The sequence below is a fragment of the Synechococcus sp. R55.4 genome, from assembly GCF_047461935.1.
Lineage (GTDB): Bacteria > Cyanobacteriota > Cyanobacteriia > Thermostichales > Thermostichaceae > Thermostichus.
In genome coordinates this window covers 1-3,482 of sequence record NZ_JANSIF010000086.1, presented here as the reverse complement: position 1 = coordinate 3,482, position 3,482 = coordinate 1, and the positions used below count along the sequence as shown (strand labels likewise).

At 59.0% G+C, this 3,482-nt stretch carries 3 protein-coding genes; 1 reads left to right on the top strand and 2 read right to left on the bottom strand.

Annotation, left to right across the window (positions count from 1 at the left end; all coding sequences use genetic code 11):
* Positions 1–145 precede the first annotated feature (145 nt).
* Positions 146–1,057: a tetratricopeptide repeat protein gene (locus tag NW842_RS13850; RefSeq protein WP_414418268.1), complete on the top strand. Its 912-nt coding sequence runs from the start codon at positions 146–148 to the stop codon at positions 1,055–1,057.
* A gap of 13 nt (positions 1,058–1,070) precedes the next feature.
* On the opposite strand, the gene dxs is transcribed toward NW842_RS13850, so the two are convergent.
* Together dxs and NW842_RS13840 are read right to left on the bottom strand one after the other, a co-directional pair.
* Positions 1,071–3,017 (bottom strand): 1-deoxy-D-xylulose-5-phosphate synthase, encoded by a 1,947-nt coding sequence (gene dxs, locus NW842_RS13845; RefSeq protein WP_011433570.1) that lies wholly within the window; start codon positions 3,015–3,017, stop codon positions 1,071–1,073.
* Between the two features lie 99 nt (positions 3,018–3,116).
* Positions 3,117–3,482 (bottom strand): zinc ribbon domain-containing protein (locus NW842_RS13840; protein WP_414418267.1); only part of this gene is annotated, 366 nt, incomplete at its 5' end.

The window sequence follows — 3,482 nt, the reverse complement described above, 5'->3', positions numbered from 1 at the left end:
TTTGGAAACAAACAGAATGCTATCGCTGCATAGTTGAACAGTGATGTTCAGCAGTGTTCAGCGTAAATGTATCAGAACACCAAGACGTAGGGATCCCCGGCTGTTGCAGCTAACATGGGCATGGCCTGTTTATCGCGTGGGTATCATGCCGCCACTGTTGTTTCGGTTATCCATCCGGCCCTGGCAAGCCTTGTCGGTGGGCCTGGCAGTTGTGTTGGGGATGGGAGGGTGGAGCTCTGCCCAGGCCCAGGTGTTGCTGCACGTCCCTCTGCCCAATGGGGGCTTGATGCAGGCCCAAGCGCTGCAACTGGCCACCGACTCGCTGCGGCTGGCCCAGTTTGGTCAAACGGAAGAAGCGCTGCGCCGCCTGCAACTGGCCGTGTCCATGGTGCCCAACTCCTCAGAGCTACTCTACGTTTTGGGCAACGTACACCTAGAACTGGGGGACTTGGAGCAGGCGATTGCATCGTTGCAAAAGGCCCGCGCCCTATCTCCTCAAGATGGGGATGTCCTCTACTCGCTGGGATCGGCTTATTTGCGGCAGGGCAGCTACTTTGCCGCTGCTGAAACCCTGGAACGAGCTGTGGCCCTGCAACCGGATAACCCCAACGCTCGCTTCCAACTGGGCAATGCCTACCTCATGCTGGATCGGTGGGATGCGGCCCGGCAGGAATATGAGAAGACCTTGCAGTTGGATCCCGCCTATTGGCCGGCCATGAACAACATGGGCTTGGTGGACTATGAGCAGGGGGATCTGGACGCCGCCATCGATCGCTGGGAACGCACGATAGAGATGAACAATGCCGTAGCAGAGCCCTATTTGGCCCTGGCGACTGCCCTCTACATTCGGGGAGAAACCGAACGGGCTGAGGAACTGGGGGCAAAGGCCATGCGCTTGGATCCCAACTATGCCCGCCTGCAGGTGTTGCGGGAGAACCTGTGGCGAGAAAACCTGCTGCGAGATGTGCAGATCCTCCTGCGCACCCGCCCTGTTGCAGAAGCTCTGCAGCAAGCCGCCATCGAGCAGTTCAACCGGCGGATGGGCCTCTCAGAATAGATTCAGGATAGATTTAGGAATTGACAGTGGGAAGTTCTGCAGGGGATCCCTTGAGAACTCGTGCCTGAAACTTGGCCCGAATCCGCTCGGCAATCCCGGCGCTGTTCAAGCCTAGTTCTGCCAAGGATTCCTCGGGGGTGGCGTGCTCCACCCACACATCCGGCACCCCCAAGCGCAACAAGGGCACTGCCAGGTCGGCGTCGAGCAGGGCTTCGGCCACTGCCGAGCCAAACCCACCCATGAGGCAACCTTCTTCCACCGTCACCACCAAGCGGCTCTGTTCGGCCAAAGGCAGGATCAGCTCAGTATCCAGAGGCTTGGCGAAGCGGGCATTGACCACCGTGGCTGAGATGCCGTGTTCTTTCAAGATCTCCGCCGCCTGCAGGCTGGGATGCACCATCGACCCATAGGCCAGGATCAGCACCTCGCCGCCGCTGCGCAACACCTCGGCTTTGCCGATGGGCAGGGGTTCCCATCCCTCTTCTGCCAGAGGCACCCCCACGCCAGATCCGCGCGGGTAACGCATGGCGATGGGGCCCTGGGTGTACTGGATCCCGGTCACCACCATGCGCTGTAGCTCCGCTTCATCTTTGGGAGCCATTAGCACCATTTCCGGAATGCAGCGCAGATAGGCGATGTCGTACATGCCTTGGTGGGTGGGGCCATCGGCTCCTACAACTCCCGCCCGATCCAAGCAAAAGAAGACCGGCAACTTTTGGATACAGACATCGTGGATGATCTGGTCGTAGGCCCGCTGCAAGAAGGTGGAATAAATGGCCACCACTGGCCGCATTCCCTCACAGGCCATGCCAGCCGCCAACGTTACAGCGTGCTGCTCGGCGATCCCCACATCCACAAACTGATCCGGCAGCTTTTCCTTGAGCTTATCCAGGCCAGTGCCCGTATCCATAGCGGCGGTGATGCCGATGATGCGGGGATCCCGCTCGGCCAGCTTGCAGAGGGCATGGCCAAAGACCTTGCTGTAGCTGGGGGGCTTGGGCTTGGTGGGCGGGTAGGGCTTGCCGGTGGCCAGGTCGAAGCGGGATTGGGCATGATACCCCACCTGTTCCGCTTCGGCAGGCGGGTAGCCCTTGCCTTTGACGGTAGCTACATGCACCAGTACCGGGCCGGAGATGCCGTGGGCCAACTCAAAGGCATCCAACAACTCCGCCAGGTTGTGCCCGTCCACCGGCCCCACGTAGGTAAAGCCCAGCTCCTCAAAGATAATGCCGGCTTTGTTGTTTTGCACAGCGGTAACCAGCTTCACCGTTTCCTTGAGGCGGTCAATTTCTGGGCTGAGGCTGGATCCCAGTAGGGGCAGGTTCTTCAGTTGCTCTTCTAGGCTGTCGGCCAAAAACTGCACCGGCGGGCTGAGGCGCAGGCGGTTTAAATAGCGAGGGATCGCCCCCACATTGGGGGAAATAGACATGCCGTTGTCGTTGAGCACCACCATTAGGTTGGTCTTGGGCAGGTGCCCGGCGTGGTTGATGGCTTCATAGGCCATGCCTCCGGTCAGGGCACCATCCCCAATGATGGCCACCACCTTGAAGTTGTCTCCCCGCCGATCCCGAGCGATGGCCATGCCCAAAGCTGCCGAGATGCTGGTAGAAGCGTGCCCCGCCCCAAAGTGATCGAAGCGGCTCTCGCTGCGCTTCAGGTAGCCGGAAATCCCCCCCTTCTGGCGCAATGTGTGGAAATTGTGGTACCTGCCGGTGAGCATTTTGTGGGCATAAGCCTGGTGCCCCACATCCCAGATCACCTTGTCTCGATCCAGATCGAGGGTCTTGTAGAGGGCCAAGGTCAGCTCCACCACCCCCAGCCCTGGCCCCAGATGACAGCCGACCGGGGAATTGGCAGCCGTCTGCAGATGTTTGTCGCGAATCTGGCGGGCTAGGCTGCGCAACTGGCTCAGGTTCAGGTTTCGGAGCTGGTTGGGATGAGTGATGTCACTCAGGTGCATAATGGACTCGTCCTTCCGGTGTGATCTCACTCTAATTCATTTTCAGGAGGGGTTTTGTAGCCCTCCCTCTCAAAACTTCAAGGAATGCAGGGATCCCCCTTAATGCTGGGCCAAGGGCAGTAAACTACCCGACCCTGACTGCTTCGCAGTACAGTGCGGGCTTTCAGTAGCCCTGAGCCTGTTATGCTCTCCCAGAGAACAAAACAAACTCGAACCTCTGGGCTGGTTTACGGCAGCCCCCAAAAGCGCAATTACGTTTGCACCATTCCAGTCCGCATCCCCTTCCCATCCACAGTGCCCACACTTAAACTGCTTCCCACTGCGATAGGATTGCGCAGGGTCGGGATGGATGTGCAAACACTTGTGACAGGTCTGCGACGTGTAGGCGGGCGGAACAAGGATCAGAGAAACCCCTGCAACTCTCGCCTTGTATTCCAGAAACTGCCTCAGTTGGTAGAACGCCCA

What these genes read in the sequence shown, in the direction of transcription:
- NW842_RS13850 (WP_414418268.1), top strand. Translation starts at nt 146, where the DNA reads ATGCCGCCACTGTTGTTTCGGTTATCCATCCGGCCCTGGCAAGCCTTG.
- dxs (WP_011433570.1), bottom strand. Translation starts at nt 3,017, where the DNA reads ATGCACCTGAGTGACATCACTCATCCCAACCAGCTCCGAAACCTGAAC.